Annotated in this window: 20 protein-coding genes; 5 read left to right on the forward strand and 15 right to left on the reverse strand. The window is 71.8% G+C overall.

Annotated elements, in window-relative coordinates:
- Positions 1–5: 5 nt before the first annotated feature.
- From AC1DW8_RS15800 to AC1DW8_RS15835, 8 genes are all read right to left on the reverse strand, one after another.
- The gene (locus AC1DW8_RS15800) at positions 6–956 is read right to left on the reverse strand and encodes an NAD-dependent epimerase/dehydratase family protein (RefSeq protein ID WP_478095150.1); all 951 of its coding nucleotides are present in this window, start codon (positions 954–956) and stop codon (positions 6–8) included.
- 11 nt (positions 957–967) lie between these two features.
- Entirely contained in the window at positions 968–2,539 is a 1,572-nt protein-coding gene (locus tag AC1DW8_RS15805; protein ID WP_478095151.1) for a class I adenylate-forming enzyme family protein, read from the reverse strand.
- Positions 2,536–3,807, reverse strand: coding sequence for a cytochrome P450 (locus AC1DW8_RS15810; RefSeq protein WP_478095152.1), 1,272 nt, complete (start codon positions 3,805–3,807; stop codon positions 2,536–2,538). Before AC1DW8_RS15810 ends, AC1DW8_RS15805 begins: the two co-directional genes overlap by 4 nt.
- A complete protein-coding gene (locus AC1DW8_RS15815; RefSeq protein WP_235509486.1) occupies positions 3,804–4,598 on the reverse strand; it encodes a glycosyltransferase family 2 protein in 795 nt (264 codons plus the stop codon). The genes AC1DW8_RS15810 and AC1DW8_RS15815 overlap by 4 nt, the downstream gene beginning before the upstream one ends.
- Positions 4,592–5,614: a 3-oxoacyl-ACP synthase III family protein gene (locus tag AC1DW8_RS15820; protein ID WP_478095153.1), complete on the reverse strand. Its 1,023-nt coding sequence runs from the start codon at positions 5,612–5,614 to the stop codon at positions 4,592–4,594. Before AC1DW8_RS15820 ends, AC1DW8_RS15815 begins: the two co-directional genes overlap by 7 nt.
- Positions 5,615–5,837: 223 nt before the next feature.
- Complete coding sequence (locus tag AC1DW8_RS15825) at positions 5,838–6,620, reverse strand: TSUP family transporter (protein WP_056769918.1); 783 nt, start codon at positions 6,618–6,620, stop codon at positions 5,838–5,840.
- Entirely contained in the window at positions 6,617–7,366 is a 750-nt protein-coding gene (locus AC1DW8_RS15830; protein ID WP_478095154.1) for an HAD family hydrolase, read from the reverse strand. Before AC1DW8_RS15830 ends, AC1DW8_RS15825 begins: the two co-directional genes overlap by 4 nt.
- The gene (locus AC1DW8_RS15835; protein ID WP_056769924.1) at positions 7,363–9,141 is read right to left on the reverse strand and encodes a proline--tRNA ligase; all 1,779 of its coding nucleotides are present in this window, start codon (positions 9,139–9,141) and stop codon (positions 7,363–7,365) included. The genes AC1DW8_RS15830 and AC1DW8_RS15835 overlap by 4 nt, the downstream gene beginning before the upstream one ends.
- Positions 9,142–9,582: 441 nt before the next feature.
- Between AC1DW8_RS15835 and mmsA the strand changes: the two genes are divergently transcribed.
- From mmsA to AC1DW8_RS15860, 5 genes are all read left to right on the forward strand, one after another.
- Positions 9,583–11,124: a multiple monosaccharide ABC transporter ATP-binding protein gene (gene mmsA, locus AC1DW8_RS15840; RefSeq protein ID WP_056772404.1), complete on the forward strand. Its 1,542-nt coding sequence runs from the start codon at positions 9,583–9,585 to the stop codon at positions 11,122–11,124.
- A 65-nt stretch (positions 11,125–11,189) separates the two neighbouring features.
- Positions 11,190–12,488 (forward strand): multiple monosaccharide ABC transporter permease, encoded by a 1,299-nt coding sequence (gene mmsB / locus AC1DW8_RS15845; protein WP_478095155.1) that lies wholly within the window; start codon positions 11,190–11,192, stop codon positions 12,486–12,488.
- A gap of 128 nt (positions 12,489–12,616) precedes the next feature.
- Entirely contained in the window at positions 12,617–13,720 is a 1,104-nt protein-coding gene (locus tag AC1DW8_RS15850) for a substrate-binding domain-containing protein (protein ID WP_478095156.1), read from the forward strand.
- Between the two features lie 114 nt (positions 13,721–13,834).
- The gene (locus AC1DW8_RS15855; protein WP_056824698.1) at positions 13,835–14,638 is read left to right on the forward strand and encodes a methyltransferase domain-containing protein; all 804 of its coding nucleotides are present in this window, start codon (positions 13,835–13,837) and stop codon (positions 14,636–14,638) included.
- Positions 14,639–14,706: 68 nt separating this feature from the next.
- Positions 14,707–15,561 carry a GNAT family N-acetyltransferase gene (locus tag AC1DW8_RS15860; RefSeq protein ID WP_478095157.1) on the forward strand — a complete coding sequence of 285 codons (855 nt, stop codon included), beginning with the start codon at positions 14,707–14,709 and terminating at the stop codon, positions 15,559–15,561.
- Positions 15,562–15,565: 4 nt separating this feature from the next.
- On the opposite strand, the gene AC1DW8_RS15865 is transcribed toward AC1DW8_RS15860, so the two are convergent.
- From AC1DW8_RS15865 to AC1DW8_RS15895, 7 genes are all read right to left on the reverse strand, one after another.
- Positions 15,566–15,976, reverse strand: coding sequence for a DoxX family protein (locus AC1DW8_RS15865; protein WP_056769941.1), 411 nt, complete (start codon positions 15,974–15,976; stop codon positions 15,566–15,568).
- 31 nt (positions 15,977–16,007) lie between these two features.
- The gene (locus tag AC1DW8_RS15870; protein WP_235508605.1) at positions 16,008–16,853 is read right to left on the reverse strand and encodes a GNAT family N-acetyltransferase; all 846 of its coding nucleotides are present in this window, start codon (positions 16,851–16,853) and stop codon (positions 16,008–16,010) included.
- A 115-nt stretch (positions 16,854–16,968) separates the two neighbouring features.
- Positions 16,969–17,646 (reverse strand): nucleoside/nucleotide kinase family protein, encoded by a 678-nt coding sequence (locus AC1DW8_RS15875; RefSeq protein WP_478095158.1) that lies wholly within the window; start codon positions 17,644–17,646, stop codon positions 16,969–16,971.
- Between the two features lies 1 nt (position 17,647).
- Positions 17,648–18,808 (reverse strand): flavodoxin-dependent (E)-4-hydroxy-3-methylbut-2-enyl-diphosphate synthase, encoded by a 1,161-nt coding sequence (gene ispG / locus AC1DW8_RS15880; RefSeq protein WP_056769951.1) that lies wholly within the window; start codon positions 18,806–18,808, stop codon positions 17,648–17,650.
- A gap of 65 nt (positions 18,809–18,873) precedes the next feature.
- Positions 18,874–20,220, reverse strand: a complete 1,347-nt coding sequence (locus AC1DW8_RS15885; protein WP_056824688.1) for a M50 family metallopeptidase — start codon at positions 20,218–20,220, stop codon at positions 18,874–18,876.
- Between the two features lie 87 nt (positions 20,221–20,307).
- On the reverse strand, positions 20,308–21,510 hold the full coding sequence (gene dxr / locus AC1DW8_RS15890) for a 1-deoxy-D-xylulose-5-phosphate reductoisomerase (RefSeq protein ID WP_478095159.1): 1,203 nt from the start codon (positions 21,508–21,510) through the stop codon (positions 20,308–20,310).
- A gap of 33 nt (positions 21,511–21,543) precedes the next feature.
- Positions 21,544–22,065, reverse strand: a complete 522-nt coding sequence (locus AC1DW8_RS15895) for a pyridoxamine 5'-phosphate oxidase family protein (protein ID WP_056769959.1) — start codon at positions 22,063–22,065, stop codon at positions 21,544–21,546.
- Positions 22,066–22,080 lie beyond the last annotated feature (15 nt).

The raw sequence follows: 22,080 nt of genomic DNA on the forward strand, positions 1-22,080 counted from the left end.
GGGTGTCAGTCGTATGAGTCGCCGTCCCCGTGGCCCGTGCGCTCGTGGCGCCATCGGGACAGGTCTGTCGCAGCGGGCAGGACGCCGAGCTGCTCGCGCAGCCTGGTCGTGTCGAAGACGCGGGTGACCGCGAGGTGCGAGACGGCGTATGCCGTGAGCAGCGGAGGCGTGGACGCCCGGGTCAGCCGGGCGGTGGCCTCCAGGGCCAGCGCCGCGGCCCAGGCGACGCCCGCTCCGGTGAGAAGTGGGCGCTCGGGCCATCCGTTGGCCTTGGCGACACCGGCCGCGACCACGGCGAGCGGCAGAGCGTGATCATCGGCGACGTTGAGCACCGATGTGCCGCAAGCGGATTCGCTGGCGGCGACGGCGGCATCTGCCACCAGACGCACGTCCGTGAGGTGGACGAGCGTGTCAGCGCTGCCGGGGCACAGCAGCCGGCCGCGGCGTCGGGCGCGCTCGAGCCGCGGGAGCAGGGTCGGGTCGCCGGGACCGTGGACGGCGTGGGGTCGCAGCACGACGCTGCCCGCGCGCCCGAGGACGAGCCGCTCCTGGTCGGCCTTGGCGCGCGAGTAGGAGGACAGGTGGTGCGTCGTCACCGGCACGTCCTCGGTGAAGACGTGCCCGGAGCCGGCGGGGGGCCGAAGGGGATAGACGCTGCACGACGAGACGAGGACGACCCGGGCCCGCGGCCACGTCGCGAGGACCGCCCGCGTGCCGCCCACGGTGACGGCGTCGTGGACGGCCCGGGGTGCCCACTCGTCGACGTGCGCGGCGGCATGGACGACGACGTCGACGGGCGACGGGTCGGGCAGGACACCGGTCGTGAGGTCCCACGGACGGTGCACGAGCCCGGGGCGCGCCCGAACCGGTCGCCGGGACAGGGCGAGCACCTCGTGGCCACGCTCGAGCAGCCGGTCGACGACGGCGGCGCCGACGAAGCCGCTGGCTCCGGTCACGGCGACCCTCATCAGACCGCCCCCGACCGGTCGTGCGAGACGACGGCCCGCAGCGCATCGAGGTCGACCACGCCGGAGCGGCCCCGCCGCGGCAGCGCGTCGACGAGGACGACCTCGTCGGGTCGCCAGGTCTCGTCGGCGAGCGCCGCCCATGCGCCGTGGACGAGACGGCTCACCCGTGACGCCGTCGCCGGGCGGGCCCTGCCGAGCTCGCCGACCGGGACGACGGCGAGGATGACGTGCTCGTCGCCCGTGACCGCGTCGGGCAGCCCGACGAGGGCGCAGTCCCGGACGACGTCGCCGAGCCGGTCGAGGAGGAGCGGCTCGACGAGCTCCGGGTAGATGTTGGCCTGTCCGCGGATGATCATGTTCTTGGCTCGACCGGCGAGCAGGAGCGTACCGTCGGCGGCCAGCTCGCCGAGGTCGCCGGTACGCACCTCCTGACTCGGCGGCTCCCCCGCGAGACGGTGCCGCGCCTGCGCCGCCCGCACGACGACCTCGCCCACCCCGTCGGGCCCCGGCTCGTCGATGCGCACCGCGACGCCGGGTAGTGGCCGCCCGAGGCTCGTGCGCCCGGAGGGTGACGCCAGCACGTCGGCCCCGGTGGCGACGGCGACCGGCAGCGCTTCGGTGAGTCCGTAAACGGCGCGCACGTCCACGCCGGGGGCCAGCAACTCGAGACGTCGCACCGTGGCCGGCAGCACGGGAGCCCCGCCCATGGCGACGTGCCGCACGGTCGGTGGCAGTCCTCGGGTGGCCGCTGCGAGCACCTTGGCCGGGACGGCGTACGCGTGGGTCGCTGACTCGCGTGCCGCCTGACGCAGCCACGCGTCCGGTGACGCCGTGACCGGCGGCAGCGACCAGACCGCGCCGGCCACGAGGGTCGGCAGGCCGATCATCAGCTGGTCGGTGTGCATGGTGTCGTCGGTGTCGAGGCCGAGTGCCGAGACGGCGGCGCCGACCCCCGCCGAGAGCGACGCGAGGGTGTGCACGACCGCCCGGGGCGCGGCGGTCGAGCCCGACGTGAAGACGACGAGTGCGTCGCGCGAGGGATCCCCGACGACGGGCGCCGACAGCGGCGCCGGCAGGCGTTCCCACCGGGTCGCGGTGCGCGGCACCCCGGGGAGCCGTGGACCGGTGACGACGTGGACGAGCCCGGCCGCCGACAGGTCGGGCAGCTGCAGGCCCGAGGTGGCCGGCAGCCGCGCGAGCAGTGACGAGAGCGGCCGCTGACCGGCGGCGTGCACGAGGGTGTCCGCGACCGCCGCGTGCACGGGCACGACGCGACGCCGCACGTCGAGCAGCGCCTGCCCCGCGCCGGGGTCGGCCACGACGACGACACCCCCGGCCAGCACGACACCGAGCGCAGCCGCCACGGCGCGCGGCGAGGGCCGGACGGCGAGCAGCACCCCGTCACCCGGGACGACCCCGTGGGCGGTGAGGTGGGCCGCCACGGCACGGACGTCGCTGCCGAGCTCGCCGTAGGTGACTGACCGGGCCCGGTGGTCCCGGATCGCCACCCGGTGCGGCTCGGTGGCCGCCCGGGCGAGGAGCGCCGTGACGAGGTCGGCCCCGCCGGTCATGCCGCTCGGCCCGCGCTCCTGGCGCCGGTCGCGCCCGCCCCCGAGCTCCCCCTCGCCCTCGCCCTCGCCCTCGCCCTCGCACGGTTGGCGTCCGGGCAGCGGACCGTGAGCTCGGCGTATCTCGGCACGAGAACGCGTCGGGCGGCCCGACGCGACGTCACGACGAGCCCGCGCTCTCCCGCGACCTCCAGGAGCATGCCGGTCATGGCCTGCAGCTCGGCGAGCGCGAGGGGGGCGCCGAGGCAGAAGTGCGAGCCGGCTCCGAACCACAGGTGGCGCAGGTCGCCCGTGGCGGGTCGTCCCGGCTCGAAGCCCCCGTCGCGTCGCGTCGCCCACCACAGGAGCACGACGACGCGCTCGTCGGCGCGAAGCCGGACCCCGTCGATCTCGGTCGGGCGAACGACCCGTCGCACGGTCGCGAGGCTCGGCGTCGTCATGCGCAGACCCTCGGCGACCACGTCGTCGAGCCGGCACCCCTTCGCCGCGTGCGGCTCGAGCAGGCCCGCATCGGCCAGCTGGCCGACGATCCGCGGCAACGCACTGCTGACCGTGCCCGTGCCGGTGAGGAAGAGCGCGGCGGCCAGGGACCGCGCGTCGTCGAGCGATGCGTCCTGCTGCGCCAGCCGACCCATGACCGTGTCCGACGAGCCCGCAGCATGGGCGGACTCGGCGGCGTCCTGCACCACGGCGAGCGCCGCGCGCGCCCGCTGTGCCGCAGCGTCGTCGAAGGTGCGGGTGCGCCACGTGACCATCGACTCGATGGCGTCGCTGGCCTCGAGGAGCACCGACGGCGGGGTCTCGGGGTCGAGCCCGACGACCGCCCCGATCACGGCAGCGGACACCTCACGGGCGAGCCGGACGACGTCGACCTCCTCCCCCTCCCGCAGCCGCGCCGCGGCCCCCGCGACGATGGGATGGGCCGCCGCGTCGCAGACCTCGCGCACGACCCGGGGCGAGAAGAGGTCGGCGAGGGTGTGCCTCAGGCCGCGGTGGTCGTCGCCCTCCATGTTGAGCAGCACCCGGTCGCCGAGCACCGGGGTCCAGAGTGCTCCGGACGACCCCGGGCCGTTCTTGGCGAAGGCCTCGGTGTCGGTGAGCACCCGTCGTGCCGACCGCGGGTCTGCCACGAGCACGCCGACGCCGGGCACGCGTACGACTCCGCGTCGCGACACGGCCGCGTCGACGACGCGGGCCACGACGGGGTGTGCCGAGCGGATCAGCCGTGACTCCCAGCGGCTCCCCGGGTCGGTGCGCGCGAGCGCCCTCACGCGACGCCTCGGACGTCGACGACGTCGGGGCGGTGGCCGTGGTCGAGGTACCACCGGAGGGTGTTGCGCAGGCCGTAGGCCCGGAGGCGTCGCACCGACGCGTGCACGACGAGGCCACGGTGGTACTCGATCCGGGAGCTGACCCGGCGCACCCGGTTGACGAGCTCCCGGTCCTCGTGGACCTCCTCGATGGCGGTGCGCGGGAAGCCACCGCTCGCCTCGTAGGCCGCGGCGCTGATGCCGATGTTGCAACCGGGGCTCATCCGGTAGGGACCGTGCAGCTCGGGAGACCTGTTGCTCGGACGGAAGCGGCCGAACGTCTGGCACAGGCCGATGACCCCGGGCAGCACGACCCGCTCCCACGGCTGCAGGCGCACCTCGTCGGTGCGTGCCCGCATCGGCCCGGTCACGAGGTCGGCGCCGCCGGCGAAGGCACGCCGACCGACGGCGGTCCACTCGCGGACCGGCAACGTGTCGGCGTCGGTGCGCAGCACGTGCGTTGCTCCGTGCGCGATGGCGTGGCGTACACCCGTGTCGGAGGCAGCGCCCGTGCCCTTGCGCGGCTCGGTGACGATCGAGACTCCGAGATCGTAGGCCGCACAGACCCTTTCGACCTCGTCCGCGGTCCCGTCCGTGCTGGCGTTGTCGACGACGACGAGCGTGAAGTCGCGGTCACGCTGCGCTGCGATCGCGGCGATGGTCCGCCCGATGCCCTCCTGCTCGTTGAAGGCCGGCACGATGACCCAGAGGCGGACTCCCCCGGCACCCAGGGGCGCCGGAGCGTTCACCACCGCACCGCCATCGTGCCCACGCTGATGCCTCCGGCCAGGCCCACGAGCAGGACGGGCTCACCCCGGCCGGCCAGATCGAGCCGCTCGATCTGCTGCCACTGGAGGGGCAGGGTGGCGGAGGCGCAGTTGCCGTGGTCGGGCAGCGTCTCGACGACGACGTCGCGACGCAGGCCGAGGCGTGCGGCGAAGACGTCGAGGTAGGGCATCGCGACCTGGTGGACGGCGACCGCCGCGAAGTCCTCGACCCCGAGACCGTCGGCCTTGAGGGCTCGGTGGATCTCCTCCACGTCGACGCTGTCGAAGGCCTGGCGCAGGCGCGCGCCGTCCATGACGAAGTAGCCCTTGTCGACGTCGCGGGGATGGCGGGTGCCGCCGGCGGGGAGCTGGCCCACGGACCAGTGCCGCGACTCCGCAGTGAACCAGCGGTGCAGGATCTCTCCGCGCGCGCCGGGAGAGGCTCGCTCGACGAGCGCTGCGGCCCCCGCGTCACTCATCGTGTAGCCGGGCACCGACTCGACGAACTGCCGGGCGTCGCGCACGCTCCAGCGCGCGGCGCGCGACGGCATCTCACCGGTGACGACGAGGACGCGTTCGTACTGCCCCATGGCGATGAGGGCCTCGGCGACCTGGACGCCGTTCAGCCAGGAGTTGCACGCGTTCTTGACGTCCATGACGGGGCACCGGGCACCGAGCAGGTCGGCCACGATGTGCGCGGTGGCGGGCTCGACGAGGTCCTGCGACGCCGAGGCGAAGACGAGGAGGTCGACGTCGGCGACGGCGAGGCCCAGCGACGCCAGCGACGTGCGCGCCGCCTGTGCGGCCAGGTCGGACGCCTGCGTGTCGGGACCGGCGTGGTGGATGCGCCGCACTCCGGTGAGGCGTCCGAGGACCCCGGTCGGAGGCACGAACCCGTCGCTCGCGCCGACGACGCGGGCCTCGACCTCCTCGATGGTGAGGACGTGCTCGGCAACGTGCGCGCTGACCCCGACGATCCGGCTGGACGGGCGACTGGACATGCGAACGCGGCCCTCCCTGACTCGGCGTCGTGGCCCCCTCCGGAGCCGTGCGGGCAGTTTACGGTGAGCGCATGCCACCCGCGCAGAGCCGACGTACTCAGGCCCGGGGCGTCGGCTCCGCCCGCGAGCCGGCTCGTCGGGTGCTCGTCCCCACCTACCGCCGCCTCGTCGTGACCGGGCCTGAGACCCGACCCGACCGGTCCGACTCGACCGGTCCGACCCGTCAGGGCCACCAGCCGAGCAGGCTCCCGCCGATCTTGACGATGAAGGCGCTGACGACGAGGACGAAGACGACGCGCACGAAGCCGCTCCCCTTCGCCACGGCCGTGCGCGCCCCGACGTAGCCGCCGAGCAGGTTGGCCCCGGCGATGACGACCCCGACCTTGAAGATCACGAGACCCATCGGCAGGAAGACGGTCAGCGCACCGAGGTTCGTCGCGAAGTTCGCGATCTTGGCCTTGGCGCTCGCCTCGAGGAAGTTGTAGCCGAGCAGGCCCACGAGGGCGAAGACGAGGAAGCTGCCGGTGCCCGGACCCAGCGCGCCGTCGTAGACCCCGATGCTGAAGCCGGTCAGCATCGCGAGCACGGTGTGCTTGGCGCCGTGGTAGCGGCGGATCGACTCCGAGCCGAGGTCCGGCTTGAAGAGCGTGTACGCGCCGACGAGGACGAGGAGCACGAGGATGATCGGGTTGAAGGCCGACTTGGGGATGTGCAGCCCGATGAGCGCCCCGCCGATCGACCCGACGTAGGCGACGGCCGCCATCGGCAGCGCCGTGCGCAGGTCGGGGCGCACGCGACGGTAGAAGGTGACCGAGCTCGTCGCCGTGCCGAAGATCGACCCGAACTTGTTCGTCGCGAGCAGCTGCGCCGGCGACGCGCCGGGGAGGCCGATGAGCAGCGCCGGCAGCTGCACGAGGCCGCCGCCACCGACGACGGCGTCGATCCAGCCCGCGACGAACGCCGCGGCCGCGAGGAACGCGAGGGTCGTGAGGGTCGGGTCGCTCACGCGTCCGCACCGTCGGCGCGGGCGTTCCAGGACTCGACGATCGTCAGCACGTCGGTGATCTCGTGCGCCACGGCGTCGGGCGTCGCGTCCTGCGAGACCTGCTGGTCGAGCGGGATGCTCGAGTGCGGCACCCAGATGGCGCGCATGCCGACCTGCTGCGGACCGTGCACGTCCTCGTAGGACCGGTCACCGACGTAGGCGCACTCGGCGGGCTCGACACCGGCCGCACGGGCGGCGTGGGCGAAGATCTCGGGCTGCGGCTTCACCCACGGGGTCTCGCTGGAGTAGACGTCGACGTCGACGAGGTCGAGCACGCCGTCGCGCTCGAAGAGCGACCGGTGGTAGTCGCGGTCCCACAGCGTGTTGGACAGCACGCCGACACGGATCCCCTTCTCGCGCAGGCTTTCCCACAGGGGGCGGATCTCCGGCGCCGTGATCGTGTGCGGCTCCCACAAGGCGCGGTATGCCGTGAGCGCCTCCTCGGCGCCCGGGTGGCCGTTTGTGACGCCGACCGACTCGAGCAGCTCGTGCAGGCGTGCGCTGCCGCCGCCGCTGCGCCCGCGGCGCCACGCGGCGTCCTCGGCGGCGCAGATGGCCGCGACGAACGCGGCGTGCGCGTCGCCCGTGTGACCGAGCCCGGCGGCATACGCCCCCCACGTCGCGTGGAAGTCCACCTCGTGCCAGGGCGTGATGGTGCCGCCCCAGTCGAAGAGGACGGCCCGCACGGGCGGGACGGCCGCCGTCACGAGCGCTCGACCTCCGCGGTGACCTCGGCGGTCAGGGCGGCGACGGCGTCGTCGACGGCGACCTCCCGGCGCTCGCCCGTGCGACGGTCCTTGATCTCGACCGTCCCGTCGGCGAGGCCGCGGCCGATGACGAGGATCGTCGGGATGCCGACGAGCTCGGAGTCCTTGAACTTCACGCCGGGGCTGACGCCCTTGCGGTCGTCGACGAGGACGGTGAGGCCCTGGATCTCGAGCTCGCGGGCGATCTCCTCGGCCTTGACGAAGAGGGCCTCGTCCTTGCCGGCCACGACGACGTGGACGTCGGCGGGTGCGAGCTCGCGCGGCCAGATGATCCCCGACTCGTCGTGGTTGCCCTCGACGACGCACGCCACGGCGCGCGAGACACCGACCCCGTAGGAGCCCATGACGACCGTGACGAGCTTGCCGTTCTGGTCGAGCACCTTGAGGTCGAGCGCCTCGGCGTACTTCGTGCCGAGCTGGAAGACGTGGCCCATCTCGATGCCGCGGGCCGTCGAGAGCGTGTGGTCGCAGTTCGGGCAGGCGTCACCGGCGCGGACCTCGGCGGCCTCGATGGTGCCGTCGGCCGCGAAGTCGCGACCGGCGACGAGGTCGATGACGTGCTGGCCGGCGACGTTGGCGCCGGTGACCCAGCGGCTGCCCTCGGCGATCCGGGGGTCGAGGAGGTAGCGGATGCCGGTCGTGCCCTCGAGCCCGAGCGCACCCGGACCGATGTAGCCCTTGACGAGCGCCGGGTTGGCCGCGAAGTCGGCCTCGGTGAAGGCCTCCACCTCCGCCGGCTCGACCTGCGCGCCGAGGCGCTTCTCGTCGACCTCGCGGTCACCGGGGACGCCGATGGCGAGCGGCTCGCGGGTGCCGTCGGGCTGCACGAGCGTCACGACGACGTTCTTCAACGTGTCGCCGGCGGCCCACGGGCGGTCCTCGCGCGGGAAGCGCTCGTTGAGGTGTGCGACCAGCGTGTCGATGGTCGGGGTGTCGGGGGTGTCCTCGGCGTGCGCCGCGGGCACGCCGTCCCAGCCGACGGGGTCCGGGGTGGGCACGCGCACGGCCTCGACGTTGGCGGCATACCCGCAGCTCGTGCACCGCACGTAGGTGTCCTCGCCGACCTCGGCCGTCGCGAGGAACTCCTCGCTCTTGCTGCCACCCATGGCGCCCGCCATCGCCTCGACGATGACGTAGTGGAAGCCGAGGCGGTCGAAGATGCGGACGTAGGCCTCGCGGTGCAGCTGGTAGCTCTTGTCGAGACCGGCGACGTCGACGTCGAAGGAGTAGCTGTCCTTCATGACGAACTCGCGGCCGCGCAGCACGCCGGCCCGCGGACGTGCCTCGTCGCGGTACTTCGTCTGGATCTGGTAGATCGAGAGCGGCAGGTCCTTGTAGGAGCTGTAGAGGTCCTTGACCGTGAGGGTGAACATCTCCTCGTGGGTCGGGCCGAGGAGGTGGTCGGCGCCCTTGCGGTCCTGGAGGCGGAAGATGTTGTCGCCGTACTCGGTCCAGCGACCGGTGGCCTCGAAGGGCTCCTTGGGCAGCAGCGCCGGGAAGAGCAGCTCCTGGGCGCCGATGGCGTCCATCTCCTCGCGGACGATCTTCTCGACGTTGCGCAGGACGCGCAGGCCGAGGGGCAGCCACGTGTAGACACCGGGGCTGACCCGGCGCACGTAGCCGGCGCGGACGAGCAGCCGGTGGCTCGGGACCTCTGCGTCCGCCGGGTCCTCGCGAAGGGTGCGCAGGAACAGGGACGACATGTGCAGGGCCACCGGGACTCCTCGAGAGGTGCAGGGTGCACGGCGCGGCGTGACTCGTGCGCGCGGGTGCGGAACCCCGGCAGGATATCGGCCGCCCGGGATGCCCCGTTGGCCCGTGTCCTGTCCACTTCCCGTCCTGACCGGACAGGAACCGGTCACGGGCTTGACCGGCGAGTAGCCCCGCGTGTTCAGTGAGCCTGCCGGATCGGCAGGTGCGGTCGAACTCGTCCAGACATCGTGACGTCCTTGTGACAACACGACGGGGTGTTCGGCCACGCACGGGTGAACGGTGAGCAACAATCGGGGAGGGCGTTCGCGCCTCACGAAACACCACAAAGGAGTGTTGACGACCAGATGAGCGACCCCTCCATCCCGGCTCCTGGATCCTCGGGTGCGGACAGCACCGGCGCCGCGGCCCCTGCCGCGAACCCGCCCGGCAGCGTCATCCTCGAGATGCGGGACATCACCAAGGAGTTCCCCGGCGTCAAGGCGCTCTCGAACGTCTCCATGGCCGTGCGCCGCGGAGAGGTCCACGCGATCTGCGGGGAGAACGGCGCCGGCAAGTCCACCCTCATGAAGGTGCTCTCCGGGGTGCACCCCGCGGGCACCTACGACGGCGAGATCCACTTCGAGGGTCAGCTGTGCGAGTTCAACAACATCCGCGACAGCGAGCACGCCGGCATCGTCATCATCCACCAGGAGCTCGCGCTCATCCCGGAGATGTCGATCGCCGAGAACATCTTCCTCGGCAACGAGACGGCCAAGAGCGGCGTCATCAACTGGCTCTCGACCCGCGTCAAGGCGCGCGAGCTGCTCGCCCGCGTCGGCCTCGAGGAGGAGCCCGACACCAAGATCCGCGACATCGGCGTCGGCAAGCAGCAGCTCGTCGAGATCGCCAAGGCGCTCTCCAAGGACGTCAAGCTGCTCATCCTCGACGAGCCGACCGCCGCGCTCAACGAGGGCGACTCCCAGCACCTGCTCGACCTCATCGCGGGGCTGCGCTCCAAGGGCGTCACCTGCATCATGATCAGCCACAAGCTCAACGAGATCGAGCAGATCGCCGACTCCATCACCATCATCCGCGACGGCAAGTCGATCGAGACCCTCCGCGTCAAGGAGGACGGCGTCGACGAGAACCGCATCATCCGCGGCATGGTCGGTCGTGACCTCGAGTCGCGCTTCCCCGACCACACCCCCGACATCGGCGAGGTCTTCTTCGAGGTGCGCAACTGGACGGTGCGTCACCCGAGCGTCGCCGACCGGCTCGTGGCCAAGCACAGCGACTTCTTCGTCCGCCGCGGCGAGATCGTCGGCTTCGCCGGCCTCATGGGCGCCGGGCGCACCGAGCTCATGCGCAGCCTCTTCGGCCGCTCCTACGGCACCTACGTCGAGGGCACCATCCTCAAGGACGGCAAGGAGGTGCGGCTGCGGTCCGTCTCCGATGCCATCGACGCCGGCCTCGCCTACGTCACCGAGGACCGCAAGACGTTGGGTCTCAACCTCCTCGACGACATCAAGCGCACCACGGTGTCGGCGCGGCTCTCGCGCATCACCCACGGCTTCGTCGTCGACGAGCGCGAGGAGTACAACTTCGCCGAGTCCTATCGGAAGTCCCTGCGCACCAAGGCTCCCAACGTCGACGAGGGGGTCTCGAAGCTCTCCGGCGGCAACCAGCAGAAGGTCGTCCTCGCGAAGTGGCTCTTCACCGAGCCGGACCTGCTCATCCTCGACGAGCCCACGCGCGGCATCGACGTCGGCGCCAAGTTCGAGATCTACGGGATCATCCAGAGGATGGCCTCGGAGGGCAAGGGCGTCATCCTCGTCTCGTCCGAGCTCCCCGAGCTGATCGGCCTGTCCGACCGCATCTACACGATCGCCGAGGGCGCGGTCACCGGCGTGCTGTCCCGTGAGGAGGCCGACCAGGAGTCCCTGATGCGACTCATGACCCGGCGCACCCACGGCGGCTCGCAGGCGACCACGCGCGAGAGCGCGTGACCGGCGCCGAGACGCCGGACCCGACACCTCCCCCATCCACACCCGACACAGCCAGGACTGCACCCATGGACAAGGTCAAGAAGATCTTCGGTGGCGACACCCGTCAGCTCGGCATGATCTTCGCCCTCGTGGCGCTGATCATCTTCTTCCAGATCTGGACCGGCGGGCTGACGCTCACGCCGGACAACGTCATCAACATCTTCCAGCAGAACTCCTACATCCTCGTGCTCGCCATCGGCATGGTGCTCGTCATCATCGCCGGCCACATCGACCTCTCCGTCGGCTCCGTCGCGGCGTTCGTCGGCATCTGCGTGGCCATCGCGATGCGTGACTGGAACCTCAGCTGGTGGATGGGCATCCTCCTCGGCCTCGCGATCGGCGCCCTCGTCGGGGCGTGGCAGGGGATGTGGACCGCCTACGTCGGCATCCCGGCGTTCATCGTGACGCTCTCGGGCATGCTCCTCTTCCGCGGCGCGAACCAGTACGTCGGCAAGTCCAACTCGGTGCCGGTCTCCGAGGACTTCCAGGTCATCGGCGGCGGCTACCTCCCCGAGGTCGGGCCCGACACCGGCTACAACAACCTCACCGTCCTCATCGGGCTGCTGCTCGCCGTCGGGATCGTCGTCGGCAGCCTCCGCAGCCGTCGCGCCCTCGTCAAGCTCGGTGCCGACGTCGAGGAGGCGTGGGTCATGTGGGTGCGGCTCGGCCTCATCTGCGCCGCCATCATCGGTGCGACGCTGCTCTTCGGCTCCGGCCGCCCCGGCACGTCGTTCCCCATCGCCGGGCTGATCCTCGCGGTCCTCGTCCTGCTCTACGGCTTCATCTCCAACCGCACCGTCATCGGCCGCCACATCTACGCCGTCGGCGGCAACCGTCACGCAGCCGAGCTGTCCGGTGTGAAGAGCAAGAAGGTCAACTTCCTCGTCATGATGAACATGTCGATCCTGGCGGCACTCGCCGGCATGATCTTCGTGGCGCGCTCGACCGCCTCAGGCCCGTCCGACGGTGTCGGCTGGGAGCTCGACGCCATCGCGGCCGTCTTCATCGGTGGCGCCGCCGTCACCGGCGGTGTCGGCACCGTCGTCGGCTCCATCGTCGGAGGCCTCGTCATGGCCGTGCTCAACAACGGCCTGCAGCTCAAGGGGATCGGCGCCGACGCGACGCAGATGATCAAGGGCCTGGTGCTCCTCGTCGCCGTCGCCTTCGACGTCTACAACAAGTCACAGGGGCGCGTGTCACTCCTCGGCATGCTGACCCGCAACTTCCGACGCGGGGGGAGCGACGACGACTCGGCCGCCCCGCCGCCGCCGTCTGCGGCCACCGAGACGACTCCCGTCTCCGAGACCATCCGCCAGTCCAGCTGAGCCCCGGCTCGGCCCGACGAAAACCCCCCAAACCCACCCAAGAACCACCAGAGACCCGGTCAGGGCGCCCGCCCGCGACCGAGAGGGATCCGCGCTCCGCCCGGACGCGATGAGAGGAAAGAGAGCACATGCGTACCTTTACCAAGGTGCTGGGCGTCACGGCTGTGGCCGCCCTTGTTCTGACCGGTTGCGGTCGGAGCAGCGACACCGGCACGACGCCGGGCGCATCGAACGGCGGCTCCGCCGCGGCGGGCTTCCCCGCCAACTCCGTCATCGGCATCGCGCTGCCCCAGAAGACGTCGGAGAACTGGGTGCTCGCCGAGCAGCTGTTCAAGGACGGCCTGTCGGCCGCCGGCTTCCAGGGCGACGTCCAGTTCGCCAACAGCGGCGTGTCGGAGCAGCAGAACCAGATCCAGGCCATGGTCACCAAGGGCGCCAAGGTCATCGTCGTCGGCGCCATCGACGGCTCGCAGCTGGGCACCCAGCTCAAGGCCGCCAAGGACGCCGGCGCCACGGTCATCGCGTACGACCGTCTCGTGAAGAACACTCCTGCGGTCGACTACTACGTCGCCTACGACAACTTCAAGGTCGGCGAGCTCCAGGGCCAGGCCCTCCTCGACGGCATGGCCAAGAAGAAGCCGAACGGCCCGTACAACATCGAGCTCTTCGCCGGCTCGCCCGACGACGCCAACGCGCAGGTCTTCTTCGACGGCGCCATGAAGGTGCTCCAGCCGAAGATCGACGACGGCACGCTGAAGGTCGTCTCCGGCCAGAAGGACTTCAACCAGGTCGTCACCCAGGCGTGGAAGTCCGAGAACGCCCAGAAGCGCATGGACACGCTCCTCGCGGCCAACTACACGAGCACGGATCTCGACGGCGTCCTGTCGCCCAACGACACGCTGGCCCGCGCGATCATCACATCGGTCAAGGCGGCCGGCAAGCCCGTGCCGATCGTGACCGGCCAGGACTCCGAGGTCGAGTCGGTCAAGTCGATCATGGCGGGTGAGCAGTACTCCACGATCAACAAGGACACCCGCAACCTCGTCAAGGAGACCATCGCCATGGTCACCGCCCTCCAGAAGGGCCAGGCCCCGACGGTCAACGACACCAAGTCCTACAACAACGGTGTCAAGGTCGTCCCGGCCAACCTGCTCCCCCCGGTCATCGTGACCAAGGAGAACGCAGCCGAGGCCTACGCGAACGACCCGACGCTGGCCCCGCTCACCAAGTGAGCTGAGACCACCCGGTCACCGCACTCGGTGGAGGCCCGCCCCGTTCCAGGGGCGGGCCTTCGTCGTGCGTGGACGGCCCCACCGCGTGCCGCGGACGAGGCTTAGCGTCGCGCCATGGCGGACGTCTACCTCCACGGGCACCACCCGAGCGTCCTCGCGTCGCACGGCGCGCGGACCGCCGCAGACTCGGCGGCCTACCTGCTCCCCCACCTGCACGACGGCCTGCAGGTCCTCGACGTCGGCTGCGGGCCCGGCACGATCACCCTCGACCTCGCCGCGGCCGTCGGCCCCTCGGGCGTCGTGGTCGGGGTCGAGAACGTCGACGGCCCCCTCGAGCAGGCCCGCAGCCACGCCGCCGCGCGAGGTGACGAGCGCACCCGCTTCGAGCGCGCCGACGTCATGGCCCTTCCGTATGCCGCCGGGTCCTTCGACGTCGTCCACGCCCACCAGGTGCTCCAGCACCTCACCGACCCCGTGGGAGCCCTGCGCGAGATGACGCGGGTCACGCGCCCGGGCGGCATCGTCGCGGTGCGCGACGTCGACTACGCCTCGATGGTGTGGCACCCGGCGTCGCAGGAGATGACCCGCTGGCTCGAGCTCTACCACCGCCTCGCGCGCCTCAACCACGCCGAGCCGGACGCTGGCCGCCACCTCGTCGCCTGGGCGCACGCGGCCGGTCTCTCCCGGCTCACGCCGTCGGCCTCGCTGTGGACGTACGCGACGCCCGAGCAGTGCGCGTGGTGGGGCGGCACATGGGCGCGGCGCACGCTCGAGTCGACCTTCGCGACGCAGGCGCTCGAGCGCGGTCTCGTCACGGCCGACGAGCTCGCGGAGATCAGCGCCGCGTGGCAGGACTGGTCGAGGCACCCCGACGCGTGGTTCGCGATGACCCACGCCGAGGTCGTCGCCCACGTCTGACCCGGTCACCGGTCGGCTGCCCGTCAAACGGCTCGCGACGCGTCCGCGTCCTTTGCGAGAGTTGCCGTATGTCGCGCTCCTCCAGCACGTTCACGCTCGTCACCGACGCCGCCGAGGCACAGGCTCGGTTCGCGGGCCTCGTGGCGCGCAAGCCGGAGGCACTGAGCGTCGTCGCGAGCGTGACGGACGGTCTCGTCGTCGACCGCAGCCGCTACGTCGGGGCCCGGTGGTGGGCCGCCACCGACGCGTCGGGTGAGGTCGTCGGCGCGTTCATGCACACGCCGCCCCATCCGCTGCACATCGCGCTCGCCAGCGCCGACGAGGCCCGCGACCTCGCGGCCCTGCTCGCGGACCAGTGCGACGTGCTGCCCGGCGTCGGCGGCCAGCGCAGACCGGCCGAGGCCTTCGCCACGGAGTGGGTCGCGCGCACGGGAGTGACGTCGAGGGTCGCCATGGAGGTGGGCCGCTTCGACCTCCCGACCCCGCCGCACGTGCCCTTCGAGGTGAGCGGCTCCTTCCGGCTCGCGACGGACGCCGACACGGCGCTCGTCGACGGCTGGCACCAGCAGTTCGTCGACGCGATCGAGGGCGAGGGCCGGGTCGTCCCGTCGCTCGACCGGCACGTCGCCGACGGACGGGTGGGCCTCTGGGAGGACGCCGGGCGCACCGTGTCGATGGCCTACGCCTCCCCCGCCAGCGGCGGCGTCACCCGCATCTCAGGGGTGTGGACCCCACCGGAGCTGCGCGGACACGGCTACGCCAGCGGTGTCGTCGCCGCCCTCAGCAGCGCCCGCCTCGACGCGGGCGAGGCCTGCATGCTCTACACCGACCTCGCCAACCCGACGTCGAACGCCATCTACACGGCGATGGGCTACCGCCGTGTCGGTGACAGCATCAGCATCGCGTTCGGCGAGCAGGCCTGACGCCTCAGCGCATCACTCCCCCGGCGCGCAGCGCCGTGCGGATCATCGGCCACTGGAGCGGCAGCCGCGCGACGGTCGCGGCGAGGTAGCCCTGCCGCTTCGCGTCGTCCGGCTTCCGGTCGAGGCGACGCTTGGCGTGGCCCGTCATCGTGACGTTCGCCGGGAAGACCGCGACGAGAAGGGCCGCCGACGCGAGACCGGCCACGCGACGCGTGCGAGGGACGAACAGCCCCACGGCGCAGGCGATCTCGAGCGCGCCGGAGGCATACACGAGGGCGCGACGAGACGGCAGCTGCTTCGGCACCATCGCCTCGAAGGGCTCGGGCTTGACGAAGTGCATCGTGCCCGAGGTGAGGAAGAGGCCGGCCAGGGCGATGGCGTCCTTGCCGAGCGGGGCATTCGTCGCGGTCTTCATGAGCCCACCCTAGGCCGGGCTCCCGAGGACTCTAGAGCAGCACCGTCGTGAACGAGCCGACCTCGCGGAAACCGCACCGCTCGTAGGTCGCCCGGGCCGCGACGTTGAAGTCGTTGACGTAGAGCGACACCTCGTCGGCCAGGCCCGACAGGACCTGCTCGACGACGCTCGCCATGGCCGGCACCGAGAGACCCTGTCCGCGCAGCCGAGGGTGCAGCCAGACCCCCTGGACCTGGGCGCAGCCGAGGGCGAGCGAGCCGACGTCGGCCTTGAAGACGACCTCGCCGTCCTCGATCTTGACGAAGGTGTGGCCGGCGCGGATCAGCGCGGCGATGCTCGCCCGGTAGCCGCGGTCGGAGCCGAAGTAGGGCGGGTAGCCGATCTCCTCGGTGAACATGTGCGCCGCAGCGGGCAGCACGAGGTCGACCTCGTCCATCCGCGCCGGGCGCACACCGGCGTCGAGGCTCAGGCCGAGAGCCGACGGGCGCGTGCGCGTCGTCAGCAGCGGCTGCTGGGTGCGGATCGCGCGAACAGGGCCCCACGTCGGGCCGAGCCGGTCCCACAGACCGCCGACCTGCCCGCTCGGGCCGAAGATCGAGGCGCACTGACGGCGCATCCTGCTGATCCGCGACGCGACGGCCGCGACGCCGTCGTCGTCGAGCTCCACCGGCACGACGTTGGCGCTGACCCAGGCGAGGCCGCGCAACTCACCGTCCCCCCAGTGCCCGAGGAGCGCGCCCGGGGACGTGCGCAGCGATCCCTCGACGATGCGGGCGGCGACGAAGGCGTTGGCCACCCGGTCACGCGCGCACACCTCGAGCGCGGCGTCGTGGTCGACCACCGACAGCGGTCGCACGGGGAGGCGTTGGCGGAGCACCACCCAAGAGTGCCTGTCCGCGGGCCGGGTGTCACCCCGGCGCGCCTCACGAACCCGTCACGACCACCGTGCAGGCATCTGCCGGAAAGCCGCCGGGCAGCTGCCGGGGTGGGTCTCAGCGCGGCGCGACGAGGACGGGCCGCTCGAGGTCGGTGTTGTCGAGCACCCACGTCGCACGGGCCCGCGGGTCGGCGGCCGCGAGGTAGAGCCGCTGGCCCTGGACGTAGCGGTGGTTCGCCTCCGCCGCCGGGTCAGGGTCGTGGCCGTCCCCGAAGCGGGCGTTGCCCCGGGGCACCGAGACACTGAAGGGGACGTCGACCCAGACGGCGGCGTCCCAGACCTCGGTGAGCTCGGGGCGCTGGAGGAAGATCCCGTCGACGAGCAGCACCGTGTCGGGCCCGACGGCGACCGGGGCGGGCCGCACCGGCTCGTCGGCCTCGACGTCGTTGACGGCGGGGGTGACCGGCTCGCCCCGACGGAAGGGCTCGACGACGGCGCGCCGGAACGCGTCGTAGTCGTAGGAGTCCTCGTAGAAGGTCTCCGGCCCGCGACCCCGCGCGATGCGCTGGGCCCTGGGCCGGTGGAAGCCGTCGATGGTGACGCGCAGCACGTCACGCGCGGCGTCGAGACCGCCGATCACCTCGGCCAGCTGGTCGGCGAGGACCGTCTTGCCGGCGCCGTCGAACCCGTCGACCGCCACGGCCACGCGCTCACCCGGCCGGAGCGCGACGACACGCTCGGCGAGGTCGCGCAGGACGGCATACCGCTCGGTCGAGCGGACGGGGGCACGCACCTCAGCTGACGGAGACGCTCGGGGCCCCGGCCGACTCCTCGTCGACCGGCTCGCCCATCTCCTCGGCGAGACGCATCGCCTCCTCGATGAGCGTCTCGACGATCTGCGCCTCGGGGACGGTCTTGATGACCTCGCCCTTGACGAAGATCTGGCCCTTGCCGTTGCCGGACGCGACGCCGAGGTCGGCCTCGCGGGCCTCCCCCGGGCCGTTGACGACGCAGCCCATGACGGCGACGCGCAACGGGACCGTCATGCCCTCGAGGCCGGCGGTGACCTGGTCGGCGAGCGTGTAGACGTCGACCTGGGCGCGGCCGCACGAGGGGCACGAGACGATCTCGAGCTTGCGCGGGCGCAGGTTGAGGCTCTGGAGGATCTGGATGCCGACCTTGACCTCCTCGACCGGCGGGGCCGAGAGGGAGACGCGGATCGTGTCGCCGATGCCGCGCGAGAGGAGGGCGCCGAAGGCCGTCGCCGACTTGATGGTGCCCTGGAAGGCGGGGCCGGCCTCGGTGACACCGAGGTGGAGTGGCCAGTCGCCGCGCTCGGCGAGCAGCTCGTAGGCGCGCACCATGATGACCGGGTCGTTGTGCTTGACCGAGATCTTGAAGTCGTGGAAGTCGTGCTCCTCGAAGAGGCCCGCCTCCCAGACCGCCGACTCGACGAGCGCCTCGGGCGTCGCCTTGCCGTACTTCTCCATGATCCGCTTGTCGAGGCTGCCGGCGTTGACGCCGATGCGGATGGAGACGCCGGCGTCCTTGGCCGCCTTGGCGATCTCCTTGACCTGGTCGTCGAACTGGCGGATGTTGCCCGGGTTGACGCGCACGGCTGCGCAGCCGGCGTCGATGGCCGCATAGACGTACTTCGGCTGGAAGTGGATGTCGGCGATGACCGGGATCTGGCTCTTGCGCGCGATCGCCGGCAGGGCGTCGGCGTCGTCCTGGCTCGGGCAGGCCACGCGCACGATGTCGCAGCCGGAGGCCGTCAGCTCGGCGATCTGCTGGAGCGTCGCGTTGATGTCGGTCGTGGGCGTCGTCGTCATCGACTGCACCGAGACCGGGAAGTCGCTCCCGACACCGACCTTGCCGACCTGGATCTGGCGGGTCTGTCGCCGCGGGGCGAGGACCGGCGGGGGCAGGGGCGGCATACCGAGGGAGACGCTCATGCCGCCATTATGTCGCGCCCCGCCGAAGCGGGAGCCGGGGAGGTGGGATGGCCGTCTCAGCCTGCTCAGCCGAAGAGCTTGATCGGCTTGACGATGTCGGCGTAGATGAGCAGCACCGACATGGTGATGAGGACGAGGCTCATGCCGTAGGCGATGGGCAGCCCCTTGGCGACGTCGACGAAGCCGGGGTCGGGACGGTGGCGCAGTCGCGCCCAGCCCCGCTTGACGGCCTCCCAGAGGGCTCCTGCGACGTGACCGCCGTCGAGCGGGAGCAGCGGGATGAGGTTGAAGACGAAGAGGGCGAGGTTGAGGGAGGCGATGAGCAGGATGAGCTGGGCGAGCTTGACCCAGTTGCCACCCTCGTCGGCCGGGATGTCGAGCGCCGCGACCTCGCCGCCGATGCGACCGACGCCGACGACGGAGATGGGGCCGTTGGGGTCTCGGGCCTCGGACCCGAACGCGGCCTGGACGACGCCGGTCATCTTCTCGGGGATCTTGACGATGATCGAGGCGGTGTCGACGATCCGGTCCCAGACGAAGCCGGGCGCCTGCGCGATGGGGGTGCGGACGAGCTCCTGGCCGGGCGTGATGCCCGCGAAGCCCATCGAGGCGAGGACGGGCTTGCCGTCCTTGGCGACGGGGTTGCCCTGGTCGTCGTACGTGGCGCGCTCGAGGACGGCGGGCGTGATCGCGATCGTGACCTGCTGACCGCCGCGCTCGACGACCCACGCCATCGTGGCGCCCTTGCTGTCGCGGATGGCCGCGGTGACCTGGTCCCACGTGCTGACCGGCTTGCCGTCGACGGAGAGGATGCGGTCGCGCTCCTGCAGGCCCGCGGCCTTGGCCGGCGCGACGGGATCGCCGGGCTTGCAGGCGGGCTGCGGCACCTGCAGCGTCGGGGCCGTCGTCGGCACGCACGCCGAGAGGAGTCCGACCTTGGGGGCCACCTGCGGCAGGCCGTAGAGCGTGATGACGCCCGTGATGAGGACGAACGCGATGATGAGGTTCATGACCGGCCCGCCGAGCATGATGACGATCTTCTTGCCGGGACTCAGCTTGTAGAAGACGCGGTCCTCGTCGCCGGGCTTGACCTCCTCCATCGAGTCGGCCCGGGCCTGGTCGACCATCTGGCTGAAGCGGCCGGTCGAGAGGGTGCGCAGCTCGCCGGGCTTGTCACCGGGTCGGGGCGGGAGCATCCCGATCATCCGGACGTAGCCGCCGAGCGGGATCGCCTTGATGCCGTACTCGGTCTCGCCACGCTTGCGCGACCAGACCGTCGGGCCGAAGCCGACCATGTACTGGGTCACCTTGACCCCGAACTTCTTGGCCGGCACGAGGTGGCCGATCTCGTGCAGCGCGATGCTGAGCGCCACACCGACGACGACGACCAGGACCCCTAGGAAGAACAGCACCCCTCCATTGTCACATCGACTTCCTGTGATTCCCGCGTCGATGTGTTCCACGGCCACCGGTGACCGTGGAACACCTCGAACCGTGGCCTACCCGGCGATGGTGCTCCGGGCGGCGTGGCGGGCCCAGGCGTCGGCAGCGAGGACGTCGTCGAGCGTGAGGTCGGTGACCCCTGAGGCCGGCTCGGCGGCATACGCGTCGACGACGTGCGCGACGGTGTCGACGATGTCGACGAAGCCGATGCGGCCCTCGTGGAAGGCGTCGACGGCGACCTCGTTGGCGGCGTTGTAGACGGCCGGCCACGTGCCACCGGCCTCCCCCACCCGACGGGCGAGAGAGACCGCCGGGAACGCGTCGTCGTCGAGCGGCTCGAACTCCCACGACTGCGCCCGGGTCCAGTCGACGGGCACGTCGGCGTCGGCGATGCGCTCGGGCCAGGACATCCCGAGAGCGATCGGCACGAGCATCCGCGGCGGACCTGCCTGGGCGATCGTCGAGCCGTCGACGAACTCGACCATCGAGTGGATCATCTGCTGCGGGTGCACGACGACATCGATGCGCTCGAAGGGGATGTCGAAGAGCAGGTGCGCCTCGATGACCTCGAGGCCCTTGTTGACGAGGGTCGCTGAGTTCGTCGTGATGACGCGGCCCATCGCGAAGTTGGGGTGCGCGAGGGCCTGCTCGGGAGTGACGTCGGCGAGCTCGTCACGCGACCGACCGCGGAACGGGCCACCACTCGCCGTGACGACGAGCCGGCGCACCTCCTCGGCGCGGCCGCCGCGCAGGCACTGGGCGATCGCCGAGTGCTCGCTGTCGACGGGCACGATCTGGCCGGGGGCCGCGAGCGCCTTGACGAGGGGGCCGCCGATGATGAGCGACTCCTTGTTGGCGAGCGCGAGCGTCGTGCCGGCGCGCAGCGCGGCGAGGGTGGGCTCGAGGCCGATGGCCCCGGTGATGCCGTTGACGACGACGTCAGCCTCCCGCGCGGCGATCGTCGTGCTCGCCTCGGGGCCGACGAGCAGCTCGGGGTCGTATGCCGTCACGCCGGCCGCGTCGGACGCGCGCGCGAGCGCTGCGGCGAGGTCGTCCGGCGTCCCGCTCGCGACGGCCACGACGGGGGTGCGGAGCGCGACGGCCTGTTCGGCGACGAGGTCGAGGTTGGAGCCGGCGGAGAGCCCGACGACCTCGAAGCGGTCGCGGTTGCGCTGGACGAGGTCGATGGCCTGCGTGCCGATCGAGCCGGTCGAGCCGAGCAGGACGATGCGGCGGGGGCGCGCCGAGGTGTCAGTCACCCCGGCATTCTCCCGCAGGCCACGGCACTGCGGTCAGGCGGTCACTCCCCTCGACCGGAGCAGCTCGTCGCGTTTGAAGGCGTAGGCGACGGCCCAGGTCATGCGCAGGCGGTACATCCGGATGTCGTCGGCCCAGGACCACGGGCTGCTGCCGTAGTGGGCGGTCCAGTGGGCCTCGACCTCGTCGCGCTCCGGTCCCGGGGGCATGAGGTCGGCGTACCCGTGGCTGAACAGGGCGAGGTCCTCGCCGTCGACGTGCGCGACGCTCACCGCGGGCCGCGTCTCGAGGTGCTTGGCCTTGGCCGACGTGCCGGCCGTGCTGAACGTCCACGTGCCGTGGAGGAAGTGGCCGTCGAGGGCGCTGATGCGCGGCTCGCCCGCCGCGGTGACGGTGGCCACGGAGAGCACCTTCATGCCGGTGAGCAGCGCGACGAGCTGCTCGGCGGTCAGGGTGCGGTCGTCGTCGATGATGCTCCGCAGGTGGCCCGACGCCTTGGCGTGCGAGGCGTCGAGCAGGGCCTGGAGGGCGGCTGTCTCGTCAGGTGTCTCGAGCATCCTCCGACGCTAGCG

Source organism: Terrabacter sp. P2_E3, assembly GCF_056403915.1.

What these genes read in the sequence shown, in the direction of transcription:
- AC1DW8_RS15805 (WP_478095151.1), bottom strand. Translation starts at nt 2,539, where the DNA reads ATGACCGGCGGGGCCGACCTCGTCACGGCGCTCCTCGCCCGGGCGGCC.
- AC1DW8_RS15820 (WP_478095153.1), bottom strand. Translation starts at nt 5,614, where the DNA reads ATGTCCAGTCGCCCGTCCAGCCGGATCGTCGGGGTCAGCGCGCACGTT.
- mmsA (WP_056772404.1), top strand. Translation starts at nt 9,583, where the DNA reads ATGCGGGACATCACCAAGGAGTTCCCCGGCGTCAAGGCGCTCTCGAAC.
- mmsB (WP_478095155.1), top strand. Translation starts at nt 11,190, where the DNA reads ATGGACAAGGTCAAGAAGATCTTCGGTGGCGACACCCGTCAGCTCGGC.
- AC1DW8_RS15850 (WP_478095156.1), top strand. Translation starts at nt 12,617, where the DNA reads ATGCGTACCTTTACCAAGGTGCTGGGCGTCACGGCTGTGGCCGCCCTT.
- AC1DW8_RS15855 (WP_056824698.1), top strand. Translation starts at nt 13,835, where the DNA reads ATGGCGGACGTCTACCTCCACGGGCACCACCCGAGCGTCCTCGCGTCG.
- AC1DW8_RS15860 (WP_478095157.1), top strand. Translation starts at nt 14,707, where the DNA reads ATGTCGCGCTCCTCCAGCACGTTCACGCTCGTCACCGACGCCGCCGAG.
- AC1DW8_RS15865 (WP_056769941.1), bottom strand. Translation starts at nt 15,976, where the DNA reads ATGAAGACCGCGACGAATGCCCCGCTCGGCAAGGACGCCATCGCCCTG.
- ispG (WP_056769951.1), bottom strand. Translation starts at nt 18,808, where the DNA reads ATGAGCGTCTCCCTCGGTATGCCGCCCCTGCCCCCGCCGGTCCTCGCC.
- AC1DW8_RS15895 (WP_056769959.1), bottom strand. Translation starts at nt 22,065, where the DNA reads ATGCTCGAGACACCTGACGAGACAGCCGCCCTCCAGGCCCTGCTCGAC.